The organism is Runella sp. CRIBMP (assembly GCF_009905605.1).
GTDB lineage: Bacteria > Bacteroidota > Bacteroidia > Cytophagales > Spirosomataceae > Runella.
This window is the reverse complement of record NZ_JAAAKZ010000056.1, coordinates 1-565: the sequence shown is the minus strand read 5'-3', so window position 1 is coordinate 565 and position 565 is coordinate 1. Positions and strand designations below refer to the sequence as shown.

The following is a 565-nucleotide window of genomic DNA, read 5'->3' as shown; positions in this document are numbered from 1 at the left end:
AGGACAGCTTCAAGTATGTGTTGTGCGACGTGAAGGGGGCTTGCGACACGGCGACGGTGACGATAGATGTGTTGCCTTTGATTCCCGGAAACGATCCACCGGTAGCGGTTGATGATGCCAACGTTACGAAGGTAAACGTACCGGTGAGTGGAACGGTAGCGACGAACGACAGCGATCCTAACAATGACCCGCTCACGTTCACCAAACTCACCAACCCGACTAACGGTACGGTGGTGTTCAACCCGAACGGCACTTACACCTATACGCCGAATAATAACTACGCAGGACCCGACCGATTCATTTACAAGGTCTGCGACAACGGAACGCCTAATCTGTGTGATACTGCCACGGTCTATATCACGATTTTGGTAGCTCCTCCAATAGCCACCGACGACATCAACAACACGCCGATCAACACCCCTGTATCAGGTAACGTGTTGACCAATGACGATGACCCGCAAGGATTACCGCTGACGGTCAACCCTGTCATTCCGATAATCTGTCCGCCGCAACATGGCACAGTGGTGATGCAGACCAACGGTAACTATGTCTACACCCCAACGAC

1 protein-coding gene is annotated in these 565 nt (G+C 52.6%); it reads left to right on the top strand.

The window, feature by feature from the left end; translation table 11 throughout:
* Positions 1-56 precede the first annotated feature (56 nt).
* Positions 57-565: Ig-like domain-containing protein (locus tag GVN20_RS29520; RefSeq protein ID WP_166561777.1), on the top strand; the 509-nt coding region annotated here is incomplete at its 3' end.